Source organism: Chelatococcus caeni (assembly GCF_014196925.1).
Classification (GTDB): Bacteria; Pseudomonadota; Alphaproteobacteria; order Rhizobiales; family Beijerinckiaceae; genus Chelatococcus_A; species Chelatococcus_A caeni.
The window spans coordinates 193015-216281 of the sequence record NZ_JACIEN010000004.1; the positions used below are offsets into that span (position 1 = coordinate 193015).

Consider the following 23267-nt stretch of genomic DNA (forward strand, 5'->3'; position numbering starts at 1 on the left):
CGGCCGCGCACCGGCTGACCGCAGACCCGTATCGCAGGCGGGCCGACGCCCTCCGTCGGCCGCCCCGGCGCTGCACGCCGCGCACCAAGGCGAAACGTGATGCACCGCCTGCAATGGCAGGCCGGTTCGGCTACCATATGCCGGCCGCCCGGCGGCTGGACGATGATCCAACGCATGTTCGAGGCGAGGGCTTGCGATGACCAGCACCCCCCAGACGCCCCTTTCCGCAACGACGTCCCCGGCTGATCTTCCTCGGGAAGGTGTCGAGGGGGCCGTGCTGGCGCATGGCGTCGACGACGAGCCGCTTGCCGGCAACCAGCGCGATTTCACCGGCGGTGTCGGCGCCGGCCTGATGGTCGCGCTCTGCATCCTCTACACCGCCTTCCATATCGGGGTGATGAACTTCTACCCGCTGGAGACCTGGACCTATCGCCTCATCCACGTCGCGGGCGGCCTCGTCCTCGGCTTCCTCCTGTTCTCGGCGGCCGGCATCTCGGCTGCGCCGACGGAAGCCGGCCGGCCGTTGCGTGTCGTGCCGCTCGAGTGGCCGCTCCTCATCGTCGGGGCAGGCGGCATCGGCTATGCCGCCGCCATGATCGCCTTCGCCTGGGGCGGCTGGTGGCTGACCGGCGCGGCGCGCCCGCCGGCCTTCGTCTTCGAGACCTACGGCTTGCCCCTCACCGCCGGCATGGTGGCGGCGCTTGCGGGCGCCTGGTTCTTCCCGGAGCGGGCGCGGGGGCGCCTGCACTGGGCCGATGTGCTGCTCGCTGTCGCCGCCGTTACGGTGCTCGGCTACATCCTGTTCAACGTCGGGGCGCTGCGCCTGCGCGCCGGCACGGCCCTTGCCCAGACGGCGGACTTCTATGCCGCGCTCGTCGGCGTCATCCTCATCCTCGAGGCGACGCGGCGCCTCGCCGGCCTCGCCCTCGTCGTCATCGCCGCGATCTTCATCCTCTATTCCTTCGCGGGACCCTACCTGCCGGGCTTCCTCGCTCACCGCGGCTACACGCCCACGCGCTTCTTCACCTACATCTACACGGACCAGGGCATCCTCGGCGACACGACGGCGGTCTCCTCGACCTACATCATCCTCTTCATCACCTTCGCGGCCTTCCTGCAGGCCTCGAAGGTCGGCGACTACTTCGTCAACTTCGCCTTCGCCGCCGCCGGCCACGCCCGCGGCGGCCCGGCCAAGGTCGCCGTCTTCGCCTCCGGCCTCATGGGCATGATCAACGGCACGTCGGCCGGCAACGTCGTCGCCACCGGCTCGCTCACCATCCCGCTCATGAAGCGGGTCGGCTATCCGGCGCGCTCGTCCGGCGCCATCGAGGCGGCCGCCTCCTCGGGCGGGCAGATCATGCCGCCCATCATGGGCGCCGGCGCCTTCATCATGGCCGAGGTCACCGGCATCCCCTACACCGAGATCGTCGTCGCGGCGATCATCCCCTCGGTGCTCTATTTCGCCTCGGTCTACTTCATGGTCGACCTGCAGGCGCTGAAGCTCGGCATGAAGGGCCTGCCGCGCGACGAGCTGCCGGTCTTCGCCAAGCTGGTGAGGCAGGTCTACCTGTTCATCCCGGTCATCATCCTCATCTACGCGCTGTTCGCGGGCTATTCGGTCATCCGGGCGGGCACCCTCGCCATGGTTGCGGCCGCGGTGGTCAGCTGGCTGACGCCGTACCGGATGGGGGTCACGGCCGTGCTGCGCGCCTTCGAGCTTGCGGCCAAGATGTCGATCCAGCTCGTCGCGGTCTGCGCCTGCGCCGGCATCATCGTCGGCGTCATCGCGCTCACCGGCGTCGGCGCGCGCTTCTCCGCCCTCCTCCTGGCGCTCGCGGCGCAGAACCAGCTGCTCGCCCTGTTCTTCGCCATGTGCATCGCCATCGTGCTCGGGATGGGCATGCCGACGACGGCCGCCTATGCGGTGGCCGCGGCGGTGGTGGCGCCGGGCCTCATCAGCCTCGGCATCCCGGTGCTGACGGCGCATTTCTTCGTCTTCTACTTCGCCGTCATGTCCGCCATCACGCCGCCGGTCGCCCTCGCCGCTTATGCCGGCGCGGCGCTATCGGGGTCGGATCCCATGCGCACCTCGGTGGAAAGCTTCAAGATCGGCCTGGCCGCCTTCGTGGTGCCGTTCATGTTCTTCTACTCGCAGGCGCTGCTCATGCAGGGCGAGTGGCTCGAGATCGCGCATGTCTTCGTCACTGCGTCCGTCGGCATCTTCATGCTGGCTGCCGCCGTGCAGGGCTGGTTCTTCGGGCTGCTGCACCCGCTCGTGCGGGTTGTCCTGCTCATCGGCGCACTCGCCATGATCAAGGGCGGCCTTATCTCGGACCTCGTCGGCCTCGCGATCGGCGCCGGCGTGCTCCTCTACCAGAAGAAGGTGGTGAGCCCGCGCGACCTCGCGCACGGGCTCGACTGAGGCCGCTCGCTGCCGCCTTAATCGTGCGTCCGGCCGGTGTAGGCCGTCGCCTGCATCGACGGGCGCGCGATGAAGCCGCGATACCAGTCCCGGAGCCGTTCGTGCCGGTCGAAGCCCGGCAGGCCGCGGAAGACGATCCAGTCGAGGGCGGTGGCGAGCGCGATATGCCCGATGGTCGTCGGGCCATCGAGGGCGGCGCTCTCCTCGAGGAAGGCATAGGTCGCGCGGAGCTTTCCCGCCTGGCCCTCGGCAAGCGCGGGATAGCGCAGCTCCGGCGGCCGCCGTTCCGTCTCCCAGCGCAGCAGGATGCCGGCGTCTGCAATGCCCCCGGCCAGCGCCGCAAGGCGAAGGGCCTGCCAGCGCGCCGGCCCCTCAGCCGGAATGAGCCTCGGGCCGTCGTGGAGACCATCAAGGTAGTCGCAGATGACGGCGGAATCGAACAGCGCCGTGCCGTCGTCGAGGATGAGGACCGGCACCTTGCCGAGCGGATTGAGGCGGTACACCGCGTCGTTGCGGCGCGTGGGGCTGGTCTCGTGGTGTATGACATCGAGCCGCGGCAGGAGCCCCGTCTCATGGGCGAGAACCAACACCTTTCGGGCGTAGGGCGAGTGCGTCTGGTAGAGAAGCTGCATCACCTGGCCACCGGGTTGCCGCCCGCGAAGAGGCGGGACAAAAGGGTCGGGGCGACATTGCTGCCGGTGAGGATGGTCGCGACCCGCCGGCCGGCGAACCGTTCCCGCCCCGCCATGACGGCCGCCAGCCCGGTCGCGCCCGCCGGCTCCGCGACGAGCCCGAGATGCAGCATCGTCAGCCGCATGGCGCGTTCGATCTCGTCCTCGCCGACGGCCGCGATTGCGTCGAAGCAGCCCTCCAGCATGCGGAGCGCCTCCGGGATGGGGCGGCGCACGGCGATGCCGTCCGCGATTGTCGCGGCCGATCGCGTCTCGACCACCCGCCCCGTCTCCAGCGAGAGCTTCATGGAGGGCGCCTCATGGGCGACGACGGCGACGATCTCGACCTGCGGGGCCAGCGCCCGCACGGCCGCGCCGACGCCGGCGAGCAGCGCGCCGTTGCCGAGCGGCACGACGAGGGCGTCGAATTCGGCGAGGCTCCGCACAAGCTCGACGCCGATCGTCCCGGCACCGGCGGCGATCGTCCGCTCGGATCCGTCCTCGACGAAGCGAAGGCCGCGCTCCGTCGCATAGGCGCGCGCCACATCCTTGGCCGCATCGAAATCGTCTCCGGCAAGGTGGACCTCGGCTCCCATCTGCCGGAGCGTCTCGATCTTCGCCGGATTGGCGGTCGTCGCCGCGAAGACCACGCAGGAATGGCCGCGGCGCAGGAGCGCCCGCGCAAGGCCCTGCCCGAAATTGCCGGCCGAAGCCGTGACGCAGCGCTCGCCTGCACCGAGAGCCAGCGCGGCGAAGGCCTCCGTGCCGCGTCCCTTGAAGGAACGGACCGGGTTGAGCGTCTCGACCTTGACGGCGAGGCGGCAGCCGAGCGCGGCATCAAGCCCGGCATGGCCCGTAAGCGGCGTGCCGAGGAAGCATGCATCGATGTGGCGGCGCGCCGCCTCGATCTCATCGAGCGCGATGGCTCTCGATGAGGCGGATGCGGAGGCGGATGAATGCGCGGGAACGCTTGTCATGAGGGCCGTGACCTTTCTATGTCCGGCTTTCAGGGTAAGCTGCGAAGGCGGGGAATTTTCCCGTAGTTTGGCTTCCGGTTCGGAAATTTCCGCATGTTCTCTGGACACGGTGCTTAAATGCCGCACGATCTCGACCGCATCGACCGCAAGCTCCTGCAGATCGTGCAGGAGAATGCACGGCTTCCCGCCGAGAAGATCGGTGCGGCCATCGGCCTCTCGCCCTCGGCCGTGCAGCGCCGTCTGGCGCGGCTGCGCGACGGCGGCGTCATCACGGCGGAGGTCGCCGTGCTCGATGCCAAGGCCGCCGGCTTTCCCTTGACGATGATCGTCGACATCGAGGTCGAGCGCGAGCGGCCGGAGCTGCTCTCCGCCTTCAAGCGCTGGATCGCGCGCGAGGGCGCCATCCAGGAAGCCTGGTACGTCACCGGCGACAGCGATTTCGTGCTCGTCGTCGCGGCCCGTGACGTCGAGGACTACGACGCGCTCATGCAGCGCCTCGTCAGCGAGAACCCCAACATCCGCCGCTTCCGCACCAGGGTCACGCTCGGCACGCTGAAACGCGGCGCGACCGTGCCTCTGGAGTGAGAGGACCGCGCGACCGATTGTGATCGTCCGCCGCGTCGCCCCTGGCTAGGAGACCCGGCAGCTTGCGGTTAGAACTGGCAGGCGGTTCGGGTCCCGGCGGTAAGATGGCGCCGGTTCGTTTGAACATGCGCTGCACGATGCCATCAGCAGGATCTGGCCATTGACCGATCAACGCTTCAACGATGTCGGCGCCTGGGTGACCGAGGCGGGCCTCGTCGGAACCTCCGAGCCGGATCTCGTGCGCGGGTTCTGCGAGCGGCTCGTCGCCGCCGGCCTGCCGCTCACGCGGGCGACGGTGATCATCGACACGCTGCACCCCATTCACGAGGGCCGCGTCTTTCCGTGGTGGCGGGATGAAGAGCGGGAGGTGATCGAATACGGCCGGCTCGCCGCGAACACGGATGCCCAGGAGAACTGGCGCCGCAGCCCCTTCTTCCACATGTTGGAAAACGGCAGCACCACGCTGCGCCGCAATCTCGCCAAGGGCGACCCGGCGGATTTTCCCGTCCTCGTGGAACTGCGCGAACGGGGACATACGGACTATGTCGCCTGCATCAACCGCTTCGCCGATGCGGGCTCGCTCGGCGAGATGGACTGCTTCTATTCCTCCTGGGCGAGCGATGCACCGGCAGGTTTCGCGGACGAGGAGGCCGATCTTCTCTGCCGCCTCTTGCCGCAGCTCGCCCTTGCCGTGAAGTGCTCCTCGCTCCTGCGCATCACCGGCACCCTGGTCGAGACCTATCTCGGCCGCGATGCCGGCCGCAGGGTCCTCGAAGGCCGCATCATGCGCGGGGTCGCCGACCAGGTGCGCTCCGTCCTCTGGTACAGCGACCTGCGCAGCTTCACGCAGATCACCAACACCGCCGCGCCCGACCAGATCATCCCCTTCCTCAACGACTATGCCGACGCCACCATCTCGACGATCCACGAGAAGGGCGGCGACGTCCTGAAACTGATGGGCGACGGCATCCTCGCGATCTTCCCCGCGGAGGAGCCGGGCGAGGCCTGCCGGGCCGCCCTCGACGCCGAGGCACTCCTGCGCCGTCGCGTGGCCGAGCTCAACCAGAGGCGCGTCGCCGAAGGCCTGCCGGTGACGGGGGCCTATGTCGGCCTGCACCTCGGCGATGTCTTCTTCGGCAACATCGGCAGCCAGGATCGCCTCGACTTCACGGTCATCGGCCCGGCGGTCAACATGGCGAGCCGCATCTCCGCAATGTGCCGGCTGCTCGAGCGAAAAGTGCTGCTGTCGTCCGCCTTCCTCGCGGCAACGCCCGAGCAGCTTTGCACCAACATCGTCTCAGTCGGCCACCATCCCCTGCGCGGCTTCGACCGGCACGAAGAGCTCTTCACGATCACAGCCCCCGCGGCATAGGGCCATTTCGCCGGCCTGCCGCGCGGAGGCCTCCCCCCGGCGGATGCCGGCACATGCAACTTATTGCAATTCCAATGTTATCGCCGAAGCAGGAAGATCGTTGCGGGGGGCGTGCGCCAGTCGCACCTCACCTATTAGTTCCCGTCGGCCGCGCGCCGGGCGACCCCGACGTTGCGCTCTTCCTCAACGCCCTGCGCGGCCACGGCATGCGCCGGCTGCTGAGCGAGGCACCCGCCGATCTCGACATCGACGCGGTGGCCCGGCGGCTCGGGCTCACGCCGGCGCCGGCGTCAGCCGACACACCGTAAAAGGCGCATTTTTCGGGAACGGTCCGGCGATCAGGCAGTTCCGGTCGCATGAGCGAACCGCCGCCGCGGCACGCTTCAGCGCCACTGCGGCTCGCGGCGGCGCCCCCTCGGCAGGAGGGCAGGACCCGCGAGGAGAACGCCATGAACAAGCACGCCAAGACCGGCAAGCCGACGGACCGCGATCTGAAGTCCAACCCCATGATCGGCGGGACGAAGGGCGCCGATCGCGCCGGGGTGACCCCGGACGAACTCGAGGAGATGAAGGGCGAGAACACGATCGAGGGCGATGTCGCCAATGACGTGAACCGGCAGGGCGGCATCGACAAGGACGTCGCACGCGGCAGCCGCCCGCTCACCCGGCCCTGACCGAGAGATGCAGGAGCACGCATCATGGCAGCGAACGCCAGAAAGCAGCTCGTCGACTTCGTGATCGACCGCGCGCTCGAGCCCGTCATGCGGGCGCGGCCCGACGGCCGCTCGCCGGCCGACCGGCGCAAGCTGGAGGACGTGCAGGACGCAACGCGGGCGGAGATCGAGCGCTACCGCAACTACGGCTCGGCCGGGGACGTCGTCGTCAATTTCCGCCGCGATCTGAGCTCGCGGGCCGCGAAGAAGGTGCACAGCGAACTCAGGGCCCTCAACCTTCCGACCATCGAGGACATCAAGGACGCGTTCGAGGCGAAGGCCGAGGATCTCGGCGTCCGCCCCGGCTCGTGAGCCGCCCCCGAGAGGCAGGACCGCCATGCGCAGGCAAGAAGCCCCCAGGACCGTCGTCATCACCGGCGCAACGAGCGGCATCGGCGAGGCGACCGCCTATGCCTTCGCCCGGCAGGGGGCGCGCCTCGTGCTCGCGGCGCGGGACGGCGATGCGCTCGATCCTATCGTCCGGCGCTGCCGCTCGCTCGGGGCGCGCGATGCGCTGGCGGTGCCGACGGACGTGACGAGCATCGATTCCGTCATGGAGCTGGCTGCCCGCGCCCGCGCGATCGGCCGGGGCATCGACGTGTGGTTCAGCAATGCCGGCGTCGGCGCGGTCGGCGCCTTCCACGAGACGCCGATGGCCGCCCACCAGCAGGTGATCCAGACCAACCTCGTCGGCCACATGCACGATGCCTATGCGGCGGTGCCGATCTTCCTGCGACAGGGGCACGGCATCTTCATCAACATGATCTCGCTCGGCGCCTTCGCCCCCGCTCCCTTCGCGACGGCCTATTCGGCCAGCAAATACGGGCTGAGCGGCTTCTCGGCGGCGCTGCGGGGGGAACTGCGCGGCTATCCGGACATCCATATCTGCGATGTCTATCCGTCCTTCATCGACACGCCGGGCCTCAGCCACAGCGCCAACTACGTCGGCCGGGCGCTGACGGCGCCGCCTCCCGTCTATGATGCACGCCGGGTGGCGCGGGCTGTCGTCCGCCTCGCGGATCGTCCGCGGCCGACGACCGTCGTCGGCTCCTTCGCGCATCTTGCCCGGCTGGGACATGCGCTTGCGCCGGAGCTCGGCACCCGGCTGCTCGCCATGATCATTGAGGCCTATTTCCGCCGCGCCGAGCGCGTGCCCGTGACCGATGGAAACCTGTTCGCACCGCCGCGGAAGCCCGGCGGCATCGACGGGGGTCTGCGCAGCCCGACGGCCCGCTATACCGCGGTTCTTGCCGCGGCGCTCGTCGCGGGCGCCGCGGCGGGACTGCTCCTGGGCGGGCGGCGATCACACCACGCCGGCGCGGACCGGAGCCGCTGACGAAGGCAGGCCCGTTCGACGCCCGCAGCAAACGGAGGACGACATGAACGATCCGAAGATGGGACAAGGCCGCAAGACGCACGAGCAGCAGATCCGCACATTCGAGCGAAAGCCGGACATGCCGGATCCGCGCAACCCCGCCTCCATGCCGGAGCGCGAGCCGGGCATCGCCGCAAGGGACCGCAAGGACAAGGCGCGCCAGAGCGAGTTTCCGGTCAGCCACAGGGGCATGAACCAGGAGAGCAAGCACAACAAGAAGCGCTCGGACGGGACGTGAGGGTGCGCTAACGGGCGCACCCGACAACGATGCCGCCGCCGGTCGCGGCGGCGGCCTGTTCACCCCATCGGGACGTCTCAGTGCTTGGCAGTGGCGGAGGGGTCCTTCTCCAACAGGAAGAACCGGGACGTGATGCTGTCGAAATGGTTCTCCAGCCACTTCGCCATGGCGAGTTCCTCCTGCAGGATCTCGCCGCAGACGCGCTCCGTCTCGGCATCGCCCAGCTCGCGGGCCGCCGCCATGAGGATCCGGTAGCTCGCGATTTCCATATGCTCGAAGGCATAGCTCGCCAGCACGCCCTTCATCACCTCGTCGCTGGTGAAAACGCCGCTCAGGGCCTGGCCGAGCCCCAACAGCTTCGTGCCGGTGTCCTTGATGGTGGAGGTATCGCTGCCGAGCCGCTGCAGACACGCCCGCACACGCTCCGCCTGTCTCTCGGTCTCCGTGACATGCTGCTCCATGCGCGCCTTGAGCTCGGGATAGTTCTCGATGCGCCCGGCGAGATTGCTGAGCATGGTGATCGCCTGCTCCTCGGCGGCGTGGGCGTCTCTCAGCCAGGAAAGCAGATGGTCCTTGGGGTCGGTCATGGCAGAACTCCGTGGCAGAACTTCGCATTGGTCCGCCAGCGAACCGTCATCGACGGCAAATGTTCCTCGGCCCCGGGGACAGAACGCTCCGGTTGTCCGCGTGCGAGATGGCTGCTAAGCAGGGCATCTCCCGCGATCACCTGATCACCCGGACACGAGCCATGGAATCGAAGCAGTCAGACCGCTGAGCCGCAACAACCAGCCTCGTTGTTGCGGCAGTCTGCTCGGTTCACCTTTCACTAGAAGACAGCGCAGGCCGCCGCCGAATGTCATCCATTTGCGCGGACGCTTCGCCATGCCTCGTCAGAACACACGCCCGTGGGCCTACGGCCTGCCGGCGGCCCTCATGCTGCTGGCTCCCTTCAACATTCTCGCCTCGCTGGGAATGGACATCTACCTGCCGGTGATCCCCGCCATGCCCGGCATCCTCGGGACCACGCCGGCCGTGGTCCAGATGACGCTCACCCTCTACATGATCATGCTCGGCGTCGGGCAGATCGTCTTCGGTCCCCTCTCCGACCGCCTCGGCCGCCGGCCGGTGCTGATCGGCGGCGCCGTCCTGTTCGCGCTCGCGTCCTTCGCGCTCGCCGCGACGACATCGGCGCCGCTTTTCGTGTCGCTGCGCGTCCTCCAGGCGGTCGGGGCATCGGCCGCGCTCGTCGCCGTCTTCGCCACGGTGCGCGACGTCTATGCCGAGAAGCCGGAGAGCGCCGTCGTCTACAGCCTGATGAACGCCATGCTCGCCTTCGTGCCGGCACTGGGGCCGATCGCCGGGGCGCTCATCGCCACCACGTTCGGCTGGCCGGCCATCTTCGTCGCCCTCGGCGCCCCGGCCATCGCCATGCTGACCGTGGCGCTGCCCGCCTGGCACGAGACACGGCCACAGCGGCATGAACGCGAGCGGCCCGCCTTCGGCCCGGTGCTGAGGAGCCCGGCCTTCTGGACCTATACGGCCGGCTTCGGCACGGCGATGGGCACCTTCTTCGTGTTCTTCTCGACGGCTCCGCGGGTCCTCATCGACGGCGCCGGCTTCTCGGAGCTCGGCTTCAGCCTCGCCTTCGCAAGCGTGGCCGTGGTCATGATCGGCACGGCGCGCCTCGCCGGGCGCGTCGTCGGGCGGTGGGGCATTGCCGGCACCGCCCTTCGCGGCCTCACGCTGCTCATCCTGGGCGCCGGGCTGCTGCTGCCCGGTCAGTTTCTGGCCACCCCTTCATTCTGGTCCTTCGTCGCGCCCATGTGGGTCATGGCTGTCGGGATCGTGTTCATCACCTCCGTCACGGCCAATGGCGCGCTGCAGGAGTTCGGCGCCATTGCCGGCACGGCCGTCGCCCTGCATTTCTGCGTGCAGAGCCTCATCACCGGCCTCGTCGGCACCGGCTTCGTGATCGCGCTCGGCGGCGACACGGCCTGGCCCCTGATCGGCTATTCGGCCGGCATGGCGGCGCTCACCCTCACGGCGCTGCTGCGGCTCGGCCGGCGGCGCTCGCGCCCGCAGCCCGTGTAATGGATCGCATGGGCGGCCTTCTCTCGAGGGCCGCCCATGGATGGCGGGAATGTCAGCCGGTCGCCTTGCTCCGGCTCGCGGCCAGCCGCTCGGCATAGGCGAGCGCGGCGAGCATGTTGACGTGCTTGGCCTTGCCCGTGCCGGCAATGTCGAAGGCGGTGCCGTGGTCGACGGAGGTGCGGTCGATCGGCAGGCCGAGCGAGACGTTCACCGCGCTGTCGAAGGCGACGAGCTTGATCGGGATGTGACCCTGGTCGTGGTATTGCGCGATGACGAGATCAAAGGCGCCCTGATAGGCGCGATAGTAGAGCGTATCGGCCGAGATCGGGCCCTCGACATCGATGCCCTCGGCCTTCGCCGCGACGACGGCGGGCCGCAGCGCGTCGTCATCCTCGGTGCCGAACAGGCCGTTCTCGCCACAATGCGGGTTCATGCCGGCGACGGCGATGCGCGGGCGCTCGTAGCCCATGCGGCGCAGATGCGCGTGGCCGGTGCGGATCGTGGCGAGCACCCGCTCGGTCGTCGCCCGGCCGATGGCGTCGCGCAGCGCGACATGGGTCGAGACATGGATGACCTTGAGACGCTCCGACGCGAGCAGCATCCAGGACGAGGCCGATTGCGTCAGGGCCGCGAGCAGCCCCGTATGGCCGTCGTAATGGTGGCCGGCTGCATTGAGCGCCTCCTTGCTGATGGGCGCCGTGACGATGCCCGCGGCCTCGCCCTTCAGCGCCATCTCGACCGCGCGGCGGATATACTGGTAGCTCGCCTCGCCACAGGCGGGGCTCAGCACGCTGAACCGGCCCGGCAGGCCGGCGACCGGCACATGGACGAGGGCGATGCCGTCGGCGACGGGCGAGCCATCGAAATCGGCGAGCGCGAGCGACAGGCCGCAGACCTTGAGCGCGCGTTCGAGCGTCTCCCGGTCGCCGATGACGACGAAGCGCGCTCGGCTCTCGGCGTCCCGCTCCGCGAGCGCCTTGACGATGACCTCGGCACCGACGCCCGAAGGGTCTCCCATCGTGATGGCGATAGGCGGCAAGGAAGAGGTCATGTCGGGATGTTCCTTCGTTGGGCGCCGCGGCGCATGCTGGCATTTGTTAAGTGGTATATCGCGCCATTGCCTTCCGACGCAATGCCGGTCGGGCTTCCGTTGCGGCATTGATGCCGCCCGGAAGGTCACTGTTGTTGTCCGGCCGTGGACAGGTCGACCTGACAGGTTTACCTATATGGTTCCACAACGATGGGGCAGGAACCATGGCGACACAGGTGCTGATGGTGGCGGACGACCTGACGGGCGCGCTCGATTCCGCCGTCGCCCTTGCCGCCCGCGGCCTGTCGACAGTGGTTGCGCGCCGTCCGTCCGACCTGCCGGAGGCGCTTGCACGAGAACCGGACGTGATCGCGGTCAGCACCGCCTCGCGCGAGGGCACGGCCGCCGAGGCCGAGCAGTCGGTCGCGGCAGCCCTGGCGCCCTTCGGAGCGCAACTGCCCCCGATCGTCTTCAAGAAGGTCGATTCCCGCCTCAAGGGTCATGTCGCCGCGGAGACGGCGATCGTCCTGCAGGCAGCGGGGGCGGAAGAGATCCTGTTCTGCCCCGCGATTCCTGACATGGGCCGCATCGTGCGCGCGGGGCAGCTCAGCGGAATGGGCATCGCGAAGCCCATCGCGCTCGCCGACGTGATGGCGGGCCTGCCGGCGCGACTTGTCATGCCCGATTGCGAGAGCGAGGGCGAGCTCGATGCGGCGGTTGCCGGCATGGGGCCGCGCGCGCTCCTTGCCGGAGCCCGCGGCCTCGCCGGTGCCCTGGCACGCCGCCTGGCGCCGAATGCTGCTGTGCCAAACCGCCCGCGCGTCGAAGGCCCGCTGCTGCTCGCCGTCGGCTCGCGCGACCCGATCTCGCTGGCGCAGGTCGCCGTCCTCCTCGACACCTGCGGTATTCCCTGCATCGACGCGCCGGACGGTGCCGTGCCGCCAGCCGCCCTGCCCCGTGAAAGCACGGTGCTTGTGCGCATGGTGCCGGGCCCGGGCGCCTCGCCGGGTGCCGCGGGCGAGCGGTTCGCGCAAGGCCTGCGCACGGCGGTCAGCAGCTTCGCGCCGCGCGCCCTCTTCGCCTGCGGCGGGGAGACGGCAGACGCCCTCCTCGGCGAACTCGGTGTCGGCGTCCTCGCGCTCGAGGGCGAGGTCCTTGCCGGCGTGCCCGTCTCGCAATTCTCCTTCGGCGGGGCGGACATGCGGCTCGTCACCAAGTCCGGCGGCTTCGGCCCGTCCGAGCTCCTGCTCTCGCTGGTGGCCATGATTGAGTCCGGCCGACAACTTGACCTATTATCGGGCGATCGGAATCGCGTGTGATGGCGCAAGGAGCCCTGGTGCAGCAACAACGTCAGAAGCCGCGGGCAACGCTTGCCGATCGCGTCTATCATTCCCTGTTCAGCCGCATATCGAGCGGCGACTATCCCGCCAACCAGAAGCTGCCGCCCGAAAAGCAGCTGTCGCAGGAATTCGACGTCTCGCGTCCCGTGCTGCGCGCGGCGCTGGAGCGGCTGCGCAGCGAGGGGCTGATCTATTCGCGCCAGGGCGCGGGCAATTTCGTGCGGGCGCCGCAGCAGGAGGCGCCGCTGGGTTTCGCCCGCGTGGAGACGATCGCCGACATCCAGCGCTGCTACGAGTTCCGCCTGACGATCGAGCCCGATGCGGCGCGCCTCGCCGCCCAGCGGCGCAACGCCGCCGCCCTTGCGGAGATGGAGGAGGCGCTGAAGCTGCTGAGCGCCGCCACGGGCTCGCACATCCACCGCGAGGATGCGGATTTCGCCTTTCATCTCGCCGTGACGCGCGCGTCCAACAACCAGTATTTCGAAGCCTCCATGCGCGCCCTGCGCCAGCACATCCATGTCGGCATGAAGATGCACGGCCAGTCGCTGATGTCCGACGGGCCGAAGGGCCTCGAGGAGGTGCTGGCGGAGCACAACGCCATCTACGAGGCCATCCGCGACCGCGACGGGGACAAGGCTCGCGACGTCATGCGCGAACACATCGTCAATTCCCGCGACCGCCTGTTCGGCGGCAGCCTCATCGACCTGTCGATGTGAGGGTGCCGGCGCCCGTCAGAGCGCCAGCGGCAGGGATACGCCGTATCGCTCGGCATAGGGCGCGAGCGTCTCCACGATGCCGGGATGGAGCACGACGCCCTGCGCGAGCGCCTCGCGCTTGCGCCTCAGCGCCGCTTCGCCCGGCAGGCGGACCCGCTCGACGCCGGGACGCGGCGGGTTGGCGCGGCAGGCGTCGGCCAGCCAGCCGGTCTGGCGCAGGAAGGCCTCGCGCCCGCCGAAAGCTTCCGGGTCGTAGACCTGCACCGTCACCGCCGCATTCGTGCCCTTGGGCGCGTCCGCACGGCCGTAGCCGGCGAGGCCTTGCGTCAGCGCCTCGGCGTGAAGGGCCATGCCATAGCCCTTCTGCCCGTGGTCGAGGCCGCCCGTCGGCAAAAGCGTGCCGCCGCGGTTGATGACGGTCGGGTCGTTCGTCGGATTGCCCTCGGCGTCCATCAGCCAGTCGTACGGGAAGCGGCCGCCCTCGCGGATCAGGCGCTGGCTCATGTTCACGGTGGTGATCGAGGCGGAGATGTCGATCAGGATGGGATCGCCGGGCGTCGGGATGCCGTGCGCCACCGGATCGGGCGTGTAGAGCCCCTTGAGGCCGCCGAAGGGCGCGACCTGCGCGCCCGACGGCGAAGAGCTCACCACCGTCACCATCATGCCCCGCTCGGTGGCGATCGGCAGATAGGCCGCGAGGCAGCCGATGTGGTGGCTGTCGCCGATGACGACGGTCGCCGCCCCGTGGACGGCGGCACGCGTCGCGGCGAGTTCCACCGCCTGTGAGGTCAGCCAGGCGCCGGGCAGGCGACGTCCGCGCCAGCAGACGACCGCTCCGCGGTCGGACACCACCTCCGGCGCGCCGCCCTTCGCCATCACGCCGTCCTCGATGCCCTGCAGATACCAGCCGGCGAGCGCGAGGCCGTGCGTCGTGTGGCCCATGAGGTCAGCCTCGACGAGATAGCGCGCCACGGCGGCGGCTTTCTCCTCCTCGAGGCCTGCCGCGGAAAAGAGCGCCTGCGCCGCCTCCCGCAGGGCCGCGGCGTCGTAGCGGGGACGTTCCTCTTCGCTCGTCATCGCGCGAAAACCTCCGGGTTGAGGACGCGGGCGGGACGGCCGCCGGCCATCAGCGCCTCGATGTCGGCGATGTTCATCAGGCCGACGCGTTCCACCGCCTCGACGGTATCAGCCCCGGTATGCGGCGAGAAGATCACGTTCGGCAGCGAGAAGAGCGGGTGCGAAACGTCCGGCGGCTCCGTCACATAGGCGTCGAGGGCAGCCCCCCCGAGCCGGCCTTCGGCAAGCGCGGCATGGAGCGCGTCGGCGTCCACCACCTCGCCGCGGGCGAGATTGAGGAGGCACGCCGTCGGCTTCATGCGGGCGAGGCGCTCGGCGCCGATGAGCGCCGCATTGTCCTTGCCGCCGAAGACGTGCAGCGACACGAAATCGCTCTGCGCGAGGAGCGCGTCGAGGTCCATCAGTTCGATGCCGTGCTCCGCCATGAAGGTCTTGTCCGGATAGAGATCCGACGCGACCACCTTCATGCCGAGAGCGAGCGCCTTCAGCGCCAGCATCCTGCCGATGTTGCCCAGGCCGACGATGCCGAGCGTCCGGCCGGCGATCTCGATGCCGACCTTGCGGTCCCAGCCGCCGGCGATCACGCTCGCATGGCCCTGGGGAATACGGCGCGCGAAGGAGAACATCATGCCGAGCGCCAGCTCCGCCACCGCATTGGCATTGGCCCCGGGCGTGTTGAGGACGGGGATGCCACGGGCGGTGCAGGCCGGTATGTCGATGTTGTCGGTGCCGACGCCGTGCTTCAGCACCGCCTTCAGGCGCGGCGCCGCTTCCAGCGTTGCCGCGGTGACGGGCACGAGGCCGACGACGAGATAGTCGACGCGCGGCAGGTGCTCCCCGAGGCCGCCGTCGGGGCGGCTCGTGTCGATGCAGCGGATGAGTTCCCAGCCGTTCTCGGCGAGCTTGTGCGGCACGCGCCCGTGCCGGCCGAAGCCGGGAGAGGTGGTGGCGATGACGGTCATGCGTGCTCCGGGGCGAGGCCGTGGGCCGCGAGGATGGCGGCGATCTTCGCATCCTGCGCCGGATCGGGCGCGAGGGCCGGCTGCCGGCTGGCACCGACGGACCTGTCCATCAGGTAGAGCGCGCGCTTGACCATCGCCGGCGGGTAGCCGAGGGCATAGAGGTCCTTGCGCAGGGCCGTGAACGTCTCCTGCTGGCGCTCGGCCTCGGCGAGGTCGCCCGCGTTGAAGGCGCGGGTGAGCGCGGCGAGCGTTTCGGGCATGACGTTGCCGAGGCCGGAGATGCAGCCGCGGGCCCCGTTGCTGAAGGCCCAGTAGACGAGCGAATCCGGCCCGGAATAGACGTCGAAGGCCCCGTTGCTGTCGCGCGAGACGGCGAGATAGGCCTCGAGCGTCGCCTCAGCGCCGCCCGAATCCTTGATGCCGGCGATATTGCCGTGATGGGCGAGCAGGCGGGCCGTCTCCGGCTCGATGTGGTTCTGCGTGCGCGCCGGGATGTCGTAGAGATAGACCGGCGTTGCGACCGCATCGGCGACCACCGTGAAGTGGCGGATGAGCCCCTCCTGGGTGCAGGAGATGAAATAGGGTGTGATGACGGCGATGCCGTCGACGCCGATCCGGTCGAATTCCTTCGCGAGGAGCACGGTCTCGTAGGTCGCCGGCATGCCGGCGTTGACGATGACCTTGGCGCGACCGGCGACCTCGTCCACCACCTCGGCGCACAGACGCACCTTCTCCGCGAAGGTCAGCGCCGTGAAATCGCCATTGGTGCCGGCGCACAGGATGTTGTTGCCGGCCTTGACCTGCCGTCGCGCCTGGGCCCGCGTGGCCGCATAGTTGAGGCTCTCGTCCCCGTCGAAACAGGTGACGAGGGCAACGAAGCTTTCCTTGGCTGTCATGGATGAACCTTCAGTTCGGCTGTTCCGCCATCCGTCTGCGCGCCTTGAGATCCCGCAGCAGCGGCCACAGGAGCGAGAGGACGGTGAGAACGAGGAAGGTGATCGTGATCGGGCCCGAAACGAATTCGAGCACGTTGTCACGGGTCTGCAGCAGGCCGCGCCGCAGGTTGGCCTCCGCCATCGGGCCGAGGATCATGGCGATGCACAGCGCCGCCTGGCTGAAGCCGAACTTCTGCATGACGTAGCCGAGCACCCCGAAGGCCACCATCGTGTAGAGGTCGACCGGGTTGAGATTGATGGAAAAGGCCCCGATGAAGCAGAAGGTCACGATGCTCATCGTCAGGAGCCGCTTCGGGATCAGCAGGATGCGCGAGAACAGCCCGATGCCCAGCATGCCGAAGATGAACATGAAGACGGTGGCGAGGAAGGTGCCGCCAAAAATGCCGACGATGATGTCCGGCCGGCTCTCGAACAGCATCGGCCCGGGCGCCAGCCCCTGGATCATCAGCCCGCCCATCAGCACGGCGGTGACGACGTCGCCGGGGATGCCGAGCGCCAGTAGCGGGATGAGCGCCGCCGCGCAGACGGCGTTGTTGGCGCTCTCCGTCGCCGCGACGCCCGGCACATGGCCCGTGCCGAACTTCTCCGGCGTCTTCGAGGCCCGGCGCGCCTCGTTGTAGGCGATCCACGACGCGGTGCCGGAGCCGACGCCCGGCACGATGCCGATGACCGTTCCGATGAGCGATCCGCGCAGGAGGGCGGGCACCGATTCCCGCATCTCGGCGCGGTTCGGCCAGCGGCCGGAGACCTTGAGCGTCACGATCTTGTCGCCGACGATCTTCTCCAGCTGCACGAAGACCTCGGACAGGGCGAAGAGCCCGATCAGCGCCGGGGTGAAGGAAAGTCCCGCGGCAAAGCCCGGAAGACCGAAGGTATAGCGCGACACGCCCGAGATCGGGTCGGCGCCGACCGTCGAGATCAGCACGCCGAGGAGGCCGGCGATCGCCCCCTTCAGGAGGTCGCCGGACAAGGAGGCGATGATCGTGAGCCCGAACAGGGCAAGAGCGAAATATTCCGGCGCGCCGAACTTGAGCGCGATCGACGCGAGCTGCGGCGCGAGCGTCGCGAGGACGATGGCGGCGAACAGGCCGCCGACGAAGGAGGCGATCGTCGCCATCCCGAGCGCCTTGCCGGCCTCCCCCTTCTGCGCCAGCGGATAGCCGTCGAGCACGGTCGCGGCGGAGGAGGGCGTGCCGGGCGTGCGCAACAGGATGGCCGAGATGCAACCGCCATAGATGCCGCCGATATAGATGCCGATGAGCATGTTGAGCCCGGCGACGGGCGCCATGCCGAAGGTCAGCGGGATGAGCAGGGCGACGCCCATGGTGGCCGTCAGCCCCGGCAGGGCGCCTATGACGAGGCCGCCGAGCGTCCCGAGGGCGATGAACCACATCACCTCGAGGGAAAGGACGGCGGAAAGATGCTGCAGAATGTCCATCGGCTCGGGAACGTTTCAGGCGTGCGGCGCCCCGCACGCGGTCACGGAAAGACGGGCGGGCGGAACCGTTCCACCCGCCCGGCCGGCCTACTTGTTCATCTGATACATGCCGAGGTCGCGGATGATGGCCTCGGCCGTCTGGCTGTCGTTGCGCGCCAGCTCCTCATAGGCGGCGCCGTCGCGGTAATCGACGAACTCGCCGAGATCCTGCATCCGGCGCACGAATTCCTCGTCCGTGAAGGTCGCCTTCAGCGCCTCCTGCAGCTTGGCGACGACGTCGGCCGGCATGCCCTTGGGGCCGATGACGCCCTTCCACGACGACCAGGTGAACTTGACGCCGCCCTCGATCGCCGTCGGCGTGTCCGGGAAGGTGTCGATCCGCTTCTCCTCCATGATGAAGAGCGGCTTGATGGCGCCGGACTTGGCATGCGGCAAAGCCTCGGCCGGGGTCGCCACCATGGCGTGCACGTGGCCGCCGACGCAGGCCGTCATCGCCTCCGACGCGCCGCCGAACGGCACGTTCTCGAAACTCACCTCGGCGACGCGGCCGAAGGCCTCCATCGCGATGTGATTGGCGCCGCCGGCGCCCGAATTGCCGACCTGGATGCCCTTCGGGTTCGCCTTCGCATAGGCCATGAACGCCTTGAAATCGGAGAAGGGAGCCTTGGCGCAGGCGACGACGAGCTGCAGGTTGCGGCCCATCAGGGCGATGAACTGGACATCGTCGAGCTTGTAGTCGGTGCCGCCGTAGTGCGGCAGCAGGGCGAGCGGGCCCTGGGCGCCCATGCCGAGCGTATAGCCGTCCGGCCGCGCATGCAGGGCGGCCGAGGTGCCGATGGCGCCGCCGCCGCCCGGCTGATTGCGGATCACCATCGGCGGGCCCTTGAGGTGCTTCTGGAAGACGTCCGCCATGATGCGGGCGGACAGATCCGTGCCGCCGCCGGCCGCATAGGGCACGACGACCTGGACCGGGCGGGCCGGGAAGTCCTGCGCGGCAGCGGCGCCGGCGGCCAATAGCGCGCAGGCGCCGAGGATGGCGGAAACGGGTCTCAACATGGGCTCCTCCTTGATGTCCTTATGATCGACGGCAGGCGGCGCCCTAGGGCAGCCAGACGCCGAGAAATTGCGTGAAGACGAAGTAGATCGCGCCGGTCAGCACCGCGGGCAGGACGACGAGGAAAAGCCAGTTCCGCTCACCGAGGACGAACATGCCGGCGATGAAGACGACGATGGTGGTGGTGAGATAGCCGACGCTCAGGAACAGGCCGGCATAGGCGACAAGGAGCACCACGAAGACGCCGAGCCGCAGCAGCGTCGCCCGGCTGGTCGCCCCCTGCCCTTCCGCCGCGGCAGGCGTGGCATGCAGCAGCGCGCGCAGCATCATCGCGACGGACAGGATGGCGATGCCGGCGATCATGATCCAGGGAACGAAGCTCGGGCCAGCCGCCGTGCCGGTCCCCACGGAGGGGATGCGCAGCGTCCACCAGCCGGCGACGCCGCAGAAGGCGAGGAGCACCAGGCCCAGCCACACGTCCGCCCGCCGTCCGATCATGCTTCCTCCATTCGCGCTCTTGCGGCGCCGCCCGATTCATCGCCGCAATCCCTCAAGTTGTCAACTTCGCAAGGCAACGGCGCATGCGTTTCCGTCTCTCACACGAGCCATTTCGTTGTTTTATATGAGAAATCTTCCAATCACTCTGATTTTTCGGTCACTCGCCAGTTGGTTGGCCCATCGCACCGCCCTGCATTTAAGCCTTTGTTTTTGAACAAATTCGACGGCAATCGAGGCGTTGAGGAGGCTGCTTCTGTCATAAGTTGACAAGTGAAAGCAGGCACCTCTATCAACGGGTATGCGGCGGTTTTGTCCGCTGCGCCGTGACCAATCCCGGGCTCTGCCTGCGCGGATATCACGGCCGGTTCTTCGGCGTCGTCGGGCACGTCCTGCGGCCCGGCAGGGAGGCATCACATGAGCATGTTCGACCGTCCCATCGAGATCCTGCGCCCGCCGGCCGTTCGCTTCGGCCCGGGCCAGCTCGACACGCTGGCGCCGTGGGCGGCGCAGCGCGGCGGCAGGGCCTTCGTGATCGCCGACGCGTTCAATGCGGGACGCGTGGACATGCTCGGCCTCGGCAGCACCGCCGTCTTTGGCGACGTGCAGCCGGAGCCGGCCATCACCGACCTCGAGGCGGCGCTCGCGGCAGCGGGAGGCTGCAGCCCCGACGTCATCATCGGCTTCGGCGGCGGCAGCGCCATGGACATCGCCAAGCTCGTCGCCGTCATGCTGGGCTCCGGCCGCGCCTTGGCCGACATCAGCGGACCGGACCGCGCGCCGCCCCGCACGGTCGGCCTCGTGCAGATCCCGACGACCGCCGGCACGGGCAGCGAGGCCGGCACCCGCGCGCTCGTGACCGACCCGGCGACGATGAACAAGGTGGCGACCGAGAGCCGCGGCATGCTCGCGGATCTCGTCATCATCGACCCCGCGCTGACGCTGACGGTGCCTCCCGCCGTCACGGCGGCGACGGGTGTCGACGCCCTCGCCCATTGCGTGGAAGCCTTCACCAGCAAGCGCGCGCATCCGCTCATCGATGCCTATGCGCTGCAGGGCATCGAGCTCGTCGGCCGCTACCTGCGGCGCGCGGTGGAGAACGGCGCGGATGTGGAGGCCCGCACGGGACTGGCGCTCGCGGCGTTCTACGGCGGCGTCTGCCTCGGGCCGGTCAATACGACGGCGGGACACGCCATCGCCTATCCGCTCGGCACCCGGCACAAGATCGCCCACGGCATCGCCAATGCGCTGATCTTCCCCCATGTGCTCGCGGCCAATGCCGCCGCGGTGCCGGACAAGACGGCCGCCGTGTGCCGGGCGCTCGGCCGGCCCGACGGCGTGGTCTTCGAGGCGGCCTACGGGTTCTGTGCCGACCTCGGGCTCGACATGTCCCTCTCCGGCCACGGCGTGCCGCGCGACGACCTGCCGGCCATGGCACGCGAGGCCCACGCCATCCGCCGGCTGCTCGACTTCAATCCCCGCGACCTCGGCGAAGCGGACATCCTCGCCATCTACGAGGCGGCGTTCTGAACCTGGCGCCTATTCCGCGTCGGGCTGCACCGACGGATGCGCGCTGCGGAAGGCCGCATGGCTGGCTGCGCGTTCCTCGACACGCAGGATGCGCGGACAGGCATCGAGCGGCACGTCGAACCGCCGGGCGGCATAGAGCTGCGGGATGAGATAGACGTCGGCGAGCGACGGCTCGGGCCCGAAGCAGAAGCCCTCGTCCCCGATGAGGGCCTCGACCGCCGCGAGCCCCTTGCCCATCCAGGTCGTGATCCAGTCGCTCACCTCCGGCTCCGAGCGGCCAAACACTTTCCTCAGGTGGTTGAGCGGCCCGACATTGTGCAGGGCATGGATGTCGCAGCCGATGATGGCCGCGACCGCCCTCACCCTGGCGCGCGCCACCGGATCGGCCGGCAGCAGCGCCGGCCTCGGATGGACCTCCTCCAGATATTCGAGGATCGCGGGCGACTGGATGAGCACCGTGCCGTCGTCGAGCGCCAGCGCCGGCACGCGCCCCTGCGGGTTGATCGCCCTGTAGGTCGGCCCGTTCTGCTCGCCGCCGTCGCGCACGAGGTGGACGAAGGCTTGCTCGACCGGAATGTTCTTCAGCGCCAGGGCGATGCGCACGCGATAGGACGAGGTCGATCGCCAATAGGTGTAGAGCTTCATGTCAGGCCTCCGGCGGCGCGGGCAGGATCGTGGCACGGCACGCGCCGAAGCCGTTGGGGATCGGGTGGCCGCCGGCCGCGGCCTCCCGGCTTTTCAGTTGCGGCCCATAGGGCTCGCCGAGCCCTGCCATGGCGCTGCTCATGGCCTCTGCGGATCGAAATGGATCTTCAGCTTGCGACCATAGGCCCGATAGTCCTTCTGCAGCGCCTCGGTTCCGGCGGCGAAGGCGCTCACCTTCTGCGGGAAGCGCGTCTCGAACATGAAGGCGAGCGTGCCCTCCAGCCTGTGCGGCTTCAGCTCGACGTTGCTCGCCCTCTCGAAGGCGTCCACGTCGGGCCCGTGCGGCAGCATCGTGTTGTGCAGCGAGATGCCGCCGGGCACGAAGCCACCGCCGGTCTTGGCGTCATAGACGCCGTAGACGAGCCCCATGAACTCGCTCATCACGTTCATGTGGTACCAGGGCGGGCGGAAGGTGTTCTCGGCGACCAGCCAGCGATCCGGGAAGATGACGAAGTCGACATTGGCCGTTCCGGGCGTCTCCGACGGAGAGGTCAGCACGGTGAAGATCGACGGGTCGGCGTGGTCGTAGAGGACCGGCCCGACCGGCGAATAGCGGCGCAGGTCATATTTGTAGGGCGCGTAGTTGCCGTGCCAGGCGACGACATCGAGCGGGGAGCGGTCGATGTCCGCGGCCCAGAGCGTGCCGCCCCATTTCACATACATCGTCGAGGCCGCCTCGCGGTCCTCATAGGCGGCGACCGGCGTCAGGAAGTCGCGCGGATTGGCGAGGCAGTTGGCGCCGATCGGCCCACGCTCGGGCAGGCTGAAGGCCCCGCCGTAGTTCTCGCACAGATAGCCGCGTGCCGGCCCGCCCCGCAGCTCGACGCGGATCTTCACGCCGCGCGGGATGACGGCGATCTCGCCCGGCTCGATATCGATGATGCCGAACTCGGTCCACAGGCGCAGCTCGCCTTGCTGCGGCACGAACAGCATCTCGCCATCGGCGTTGTAGAAATATTCGCCCGCCATCGAGCGGGTGACGAGATAGACATGCGCGCCCATGCCGGCCTGCGCACCGGCATCGCCCGCCGTCGTGATGGTGCGGATTCCTTCGAGGAAGGACAACTCTTCGTCGGGGATCGGTATCGGATCCCAGCGCATGGGCGCGATCGGCACCTCGGCCTCGGCCGCCGGCGCCGTGCGCCACAGGCCGATATCCACCTGCCGGAACTCGCCCCAATGGGCCACCGTCGGGCGGATGCGGTAGAGCCACGAGCGCTCGTTCGTCGTGCGCGGCGCCGTGAAGGGGGAGCCGCTGAGCTGCTCGGCATAGAGGCCATAGGCGCATTTCTGCGGGGAGTTGCGGCCGAGCGGCAGCGCGCCGGGCAGCGCCTCGGTCTCGAAACCGTTGCCGAAGCCCGACATGTAGCCCCGCTGGATGGCGCTCTCGGGCCGCTCCGCACGGCCGGCATCAGGGGATGAATGCTGGTCATTCATGAGCGGAACCTCCTGTCTGGTCACTTGCGTGGCCCCCATCTGCGGCGGCCGCCGCCCGGATCCGCGCGAGGCTTGGCCAGCCA

Annotated in this window: 24 protein-coding genes; 11 read left to right on the forward strand and 13 right to left on the reverse strand. The window is 69.0% G+C overall.

Annotation, left to right across the window (positions count from 1 at the left end):
• Positions 1–196 precede the first annotated feature (196 nt).
• The gene (locus tag GGR16_RS17000) at positions 197–2422 is read left to right on the forward strand and encodes a TRAP transporter permease (RefSeq protein WP_246373146.1); all 2226 of its coding nucleotides are present in this window, start codon (positions 197–199) and stop codon (positions 2420–2422) included.
• A 17-nt stretch (positions 2423–2439) separates the two neighbouring features.
• Here the strand turns inward: GGR16_RS17000 and GGR16_RS17005 are convergent, their stop codons facing one another.
• A complete protein-coding gene (locus GGR16_RS17005; RefSeq protein ID WP_183317368.1) occupies positions 2440–3054 on the reverse strand; it encodes a glutathione S-transferase family protein in 615 nt (204 codons plus the stop codon).
• Entirely contained in the window at positions 3054–4070 is a 1017-nt protein-coding gene (locus tag GGR16_RS17010) for a threonine ammonia-lyase (RefSeq protein WP_183317369.1), read from the reverse strand. The genes GGR16_RS17005 and GGR16_RS17010 overlap by 1 nt, the downstream gene beginning before the upstream one ends.
• A 117-nt stretch (positions 4071–4187) precedes the next feature.
• On the opposite strand from GGR16_RS17010, the gene GGR16_RS17015 reads away from it, so the two are divergent.
• The 6 genes from GGR16_RS17015 (at position 4188) to GGR16_RS17040 (ending at position 8353) form a co-directional block, all read left to right on the forward strand.
• On the forward strand, positions 4188–4655 hold the full coding sequence (locus GGR16_RS17015) for an Lrp/AsnC family transcriptional regulator (protein WP_183317370.1): 468 nt from the start codon (positions 4188–4190) through the stop codon (positions 4653–4655).
• Positions 4656–4815: 160 nt separating this feature from the next.
• Complete coding sequence (locus GGR16_RS17020; RefSeq protein ID WP_183317371.1) at positions 4816–6027, forward strand: adenylate/guanylate cyclase domain-containing protein; 1212 nt, start codon at positions 4816–4818, stop codon at positions 6025–6027.
• 449 nt (positions 6028–6476) lie between these two features.
• A complete protein-coding gene (locus GGR16_RS17025) occupies positions 6477–6701 on the forward strand; it encodes a hypothetical protein (protein WP_183317372.1) in 225 nt (74 codons plus the stop codon).
• 24 nt (positions 6702–6725) lie between these two features.
• The gene (locus tag GGR16_RS17030) at positions 6726–7052 is read left to right on the forward strand and encodes a hypothetical protein (protein WP_183317373.1); all 327 of its coding nucleotides are present in this window, start codon (positions 6726–6728) and stop codon (positions 7050–7052) included.
• 25 nt (positions 7053–7077) lie between these two features.
• Entirely contained in the window at positions 7078–8076 is a 999-nt protein-coding gene (locus GGR16_RS17035; protein WP_183317374.1) for an SDR family oxidoreductase, read from the forward strand.
• Positions 8077–8119: 43 nt separating this feature from the next.
• On the forward strand, positions 8120–8353 hold the full coding sequence (locus tag GGR16_RS17040; RefSeq protein ID WP_053194209.1) for a hypothetical protein: 234 nt from the start codon (positions 8120–8122) through the stop codon (positions 8351–8353).
• Between the two features lie 77 nt (positions 8354–8430).
• Here GGR16_RS17040 and GGR16_RS17045 read toward each other — a convergent pair whose 3' ends face one another.
• Positions 8431–8940, reverse strand: a complete 510-nt coding sequence (locus tag GGR16_RS17045) for a ferritin-like domain-containing protein (protein ID WP_019402678.1) — start codon at positions 8938–8940, stop codon at positions 8431–8433.
• Between the two features lie 295 nt (positions 8941–9235).
• Here GGR16_RS17045 and cml point away from each other — a divergent pair, with 295 nt between their 5' ends.
• Positions 9236–10444, forward strand: a complete 1209-nt coding sequence (cml, locus tag GGR16_RS17050) for a CmlA/FloR family chloramphenicol efflux MFS transporter (RefSeq protein ID WP_183317375.1) — start codon at positions 9236–9238, stop codon at positions 10442–10444.
• Between the two features lie 52 nt (positions 10445–10496).
• Here the strand turns inward: cml and pdxA are convergent, their stop codons facing one another.
• The gene (gene pdxA / locus GGR16_RS17055; protein WP_183317376.1) at positions 10497–11495 is read right to left on the reverse strand and encodes a 4-hydroxythreonine-4-phosphate dehydrogenase PdxA; all 999 of its coding nucleotides are present in this window, start codon (positions 11493–11495) and stop codon (positions 10497–10499) included.
• Between the two features lie 203 nt (positions 11496–11698).
• Between pdxA and GGR16_RS17060 the strand changes: the two genes are divergently transcribed.
• Positions 11699–12793, forward strand: a complete 1095-nt coding sequence (locus tag GGR16_RS17060) for a four-carbon acid sugar kinase family protein (protein WP_183317377.1) — start codon at positions 11699–11701, stop codon at positions 12791–12793.
• Between the two features lie 17 nt (positions 12794–12810).
• Positions 12811–13530: a FadR/GntR family transcriptional regulator gene (locus GGR16_RS17065; RefSeq protein WP_343059823.1), complete on the forward strand. Its 720-nt coding sequence runs from the start codon at positions 12811–12813 to the stop codon at positions 13528–13530.
• Positions 13531–13545: 15 nt separating this feature from the next.
• On the opposite strand, the gene GGR16_RS17070 is transcribed toward GGR16_RS17065, so the two are convergent.
• The 6 genes from GGR16_RS17070 to GGR16_RS17095 all read right to left on the reverse strand — a co-directional run bounded on the left by GGR16_RS17070 (position 13546) and on the right by GGR16_RS17095 (position 19515).
• On the reverse strand, positions 13546–14607 hold the full coding sequence (locus GGR16_RS17070) for an Ldh family oxidoreductase (protein ID WP_183317379.1): 1062 nt from the start codon (positions 14605–14607) through the stop codon (positions 13546–13548).
• Positions 14604–15569 carry a phosphoglycerate dehydrogenase gene (locus GGR16_RS17075; RefSeq protein ID WP_183317380.1) on the reverse strand — a complete coding sequence of 322 codons (966 nt, stop codon included), beginning with the start codon at positions 15567–15569 and terminating at the stop codon, positions 14604–14606. Before GGR16_RS17075 ends, GGR16_RS17070 begins: the two co-directional genes overlap by 4 nt.
• Positions 15566–16465: a dihydrodipicolinate synthase family protein gene (locus tag GGR16_RS17080; protein WP_183317381.1), complete on the reverse strand. Its 900-nt coding sequence runs from the start codon at positions 16463–16465 to the stop codon at positions 15566–15568. Before GGR16_RS17080 ends, GGR16_RS17075 begins: the two co-directional genes overlap by 4 nt.
• A gap of 10 nt (positions 16466–16475) precedes the next feature.
• Positions 16476–17963: a tripartite tricarboxylate transporter permease gene (locus GGR16_RS17085; RefSeq protein WP_183317382.1), complete on the reverse strand. Its 1488-nt coding sequence runs from the start codon at positions 17961–17963 to the stop codon at positions 16476–16478.
• 87 nt (positions 17964–18050) lie between these two features.
• Complete coding sequence (locus tag GGR16_RS17090; RefSeq protein WP_183317383.1) at positions 18051–19019, reverse strand: Bug family tripartite tricarboxylate transporter substrate binding protein; 969 nt, start codon at positions 19017–19019, stop codon at positions 18051–18053.
• Between the two features lie 43 nt (positions 19020–19062).
• On the reverse strand, positions 19063–19515 hold the full coding sequence (locus GGR16_RS17095; protein WP_183317384.1) for a tripartite tricarboxylate transporter TctB family protein: 453 nt from the start codon (positions 19513–19515) through the stop codon (positions 19063–19065).
• Between the two features lie 414 nt (positions 19516–19929).
• Between GGR16_RS17095 and GGR16_RS17100 the strand changes: the two genes are divergently transcribed.
• On the forward strand, positions 19930–21042 hold the full coding sequence (locus GGR16_RS17100) for an iron-containing alcohol dehydrogenase (RefSeq protein WP_210289604.1): 1113 nt from the start codon (positions 19930–19932) through the stop codon (positions 21040–21042).
• Between the two features lie 9 nt (positions 21043–21051).
• On the opposite strand, the gene maiA is transcribed toward GGR16_RS17100, so the two are convergent.
• From maiA to hmgA, 3 genes are read right to left on the reverse strand one after another with little or no spacing between them, the layout of a single operon-like run.
• On the reverse strand, positions 21052–21687 hold the full coding sequence (maiA, locus tag GGR16_RS17105; RefSeq protein WP_183317385.1) for a maleylacetoacetate isomerase: 636 nt from the start codon (positions 21685–21687) through the stop codon (positions 21052–21054).
• 1 nt (position 21688) lies between these two features.
• Positions 21689–21829, reverse strand: a complete 141-nt coding sequence (locus tag GGR16_RS17110; protein ID WP_183317386.1) for a hypothetical protein — start codon at positions 21827–21829, stop codon at positions 21689–21691.
• Positions 21826–23184: a homogentisate 1,2-dioxygenase gene (hmgA, locus tag GGR16_RS17115; protein ID WP_183317387.1), complete on the reverse strand. Its 1359-nt coding sequence runs from the start codon at positions 23182–23184 to the stop codon at positions 21826–21828. The genes GGR16_RS17110 and hmgA overlap by 4 nt, the downstream gene beginning before the upstream one ends.
• Between the last annotated feature and the right edge of the window lie 83 nt (positions 23185–23267).

Excerpts from the sequence above, each read along its gene's own strand:
- GGR16_RS17000 (WP_246373146.1), top strand. The coding sequence starts at position 197 with ATGACCAGCACCCCCCAGACGCCCCTTTCCGCAACGACGTCCCCGGCT.
- GGR16_RS17005 (WP_183317368.1), bottom strand. The coding sequence starts at position 3,054 with ATGCAGCTTCTCTACCAGACGCACTCGCCCTACGCCCGAAAGGTGTTG.
- GGR16_RS17010 (WP_183317369.1), bottom strand. The coding sequence starts at position 4,070 with ATGACAAGCGTTCCCGCGCATTCATCCGCCTCCGCATCCGCCTCATCG.
- GGR16_RS17015 (WP_183317370.1), top strand. The coding sequence starts at position 4,188 with ATGCCGCACGATCTCGACCGCATCGACCGCAAGCTCCTGCAGATCGTG.
- GGR16_RS17025 (WP_183317372.1), top strand. The coding sequence starts at position 6,477 with ATGAACAAGCACGCCAAGACCGGCAAGCCGACGGACCGCGATCTGAAG.
- GGR16_RS17030 (WP_183317373.1), top strand. The coding sequence starts at position 6,726 with ATGGCAGCGAACGCCAGAAAGCAGCTCGTCGACTTCGTGATCGACCGC.
- GGR16_RS17035 (WP_183317374.1), top strand. The coding sequence starts at position 7,078 with ATGCGCAGGCAAGAAGCCCCCAGGACCGTCGTCATCACCGGCGCAACG.
- GGR16_RS17040 (WP_053194209.1), top strand. The coding sequence starts at position 8,120 with ATGAACGATCCGAAGATGGGACAAGGCCGCAAGACGCACGAGCAGCAG.
- GGR16_RS17045 (WP_019402678.1), bottom strand. The coding sequence starts at position 8,940 with ATGACCGACCCCAAGGACCATCTGCTTTCCTGGCTGAGAGACGCCCAC.
- cml (WP_183317375.1), top strand. The coding sequence starts at position 9,236 with ATGCCTCGTCAGAACACACGCCCGTGGGCCTACGGCCTGCCGGCGGCC.
- pdxA (WP_183317376.1), bottom strand. The coding sequence starts at position 11,495 with ATGACCTCTTCCTTGCCGCCTATCGCCATCACGATGGGAGACCCTTCG.
- GGR16_RS17060 (WP_183317377.1), top strand. The coding sequence starts at position 11,699 with ATGGCGACACAGGTGCTGATGGTGGCGGACGACCTGACGGGCGCGCTC.
- GGR16_RS17070 (WP_183317379.1), bottom strand. The coding sequence starts at position 14,607 with ATGACGAGCGAAGAGGAACGTCCCCGCTACGACGCCGCGGCCCTGCGG.
- GGR16_RS17075 (WP_183317380.1), bottom strand. The coding sequence starts at position 15,569 with ATGACCGTCATCGCCACCACCTCTCCCGGCTTCGGCCGGCACGGGCGC.
- GGR16_RS17080 (WP_183317381.1), bottom strand. The coding sequence starts at position 16,465 with ATGACAGCCAAGGAAAGCTTCGTTGCCCTCGTCACCTGTTTCGACGGG.
- GGR16_RS17085 (WP_183317382.1), bottom strand. The coding sequence starts at position 17,963 with ATGGACATTCTGCAGCATCTTTCCGCCGTCCTTTCCCTCGAGGTGATG.
- GGR16_RS17090 (WP_183317383.1), bottom strand. The coding sequence starts at position 19,019 with ATGTTGAGACCCGTTTCCGCCATCCTCGGCGCCTGCGCGCTATTGGCC.
- GGR16_RS17095 (WP_183317384.1), bottom strand. The coding sequence starts at position 19,515 with ATGATCGGACGGCGGGCGGACGTGTGGCTGGGCCTGGTGCTCCTCGCC.
- GGR16_RS17100 (WP_210289604.1), top strand. The coding sequence starts at position 19,930 with ATGAGCATGTTCGACCGTCCCATCGAGATCCTGCGCCCGCCGGCCGTT.
- maiA (WP_183317385.1), bottom strand. The coding sequence starts at position 21,687 with ATGAAGCTCTACACCTATTGGCGATCGACCTCGTCCTATCGCGTGCGC.
- GGR16_RS17110 (WP_183317386.1), bottom strand. The coding sequence starts at position 21,829 with ATGAGCAGCGCCATGGCAGGGCTCGGCGAGCCCTATGGGCCGCAACTG.
- hmgA (WP_183317387.1), bottom strand. The coding sequence starts at position 23,184 with ATGAATGACCAGCATTCATCCCCTGATGCCGGCCGTGCGGAGCGGCCC.